The following is a 290-nucleotide window of genomic DNA, read 5'->3' as shown; positions in this document are numbered from 1 at the left end:
GACCTATTGGGTACTCCACTTCTGGTGGCAGAAGTCGTATCTTGGGCTGATGGTCAGGATGGTGTGCCTCCCCCGATCCTGCCCCGGCGCGAAAGCTGGATGGACGATGAAGATTACGCTGATCACTGCACGTATGCAGTAGAGTCGTACCGATGGACGTTTTACAAATTCGCGACAATTCGCGGGTATGTTGATATTCGATGGTACGGTACAAGCAACGGCTATTATGGCGAGGGTGTTGACCTGCGCCACATCAATATTGACGAAGAGGAAGGAGAGGATTGACATGG

Annotated in this window: 1 protein-coding gene; it reads left to right on the top strand. The window is 52.1% G+C overall.

Translation table 11 applies throughout. The features are described 5' to 3' along the window. The coding region (locus AC1RPN_RS08870; protein WP_481763822.1) for a DUF7448 domain-containing protein at positions 1-285 on the top strand (285 nt) is incomplete at its 5' end. Positions 286-290 lie beyond the last annotated feature (5 nt).

The organism is Dellaglioa sp. CoH-57-MRSF-20, from assembly GCF_056781955.1.
The sequence above is the reverse complement of the archived record's forward strand: the minus strand, read 5'-3'. Positions and strand labels throughout refer to the sequence as shown.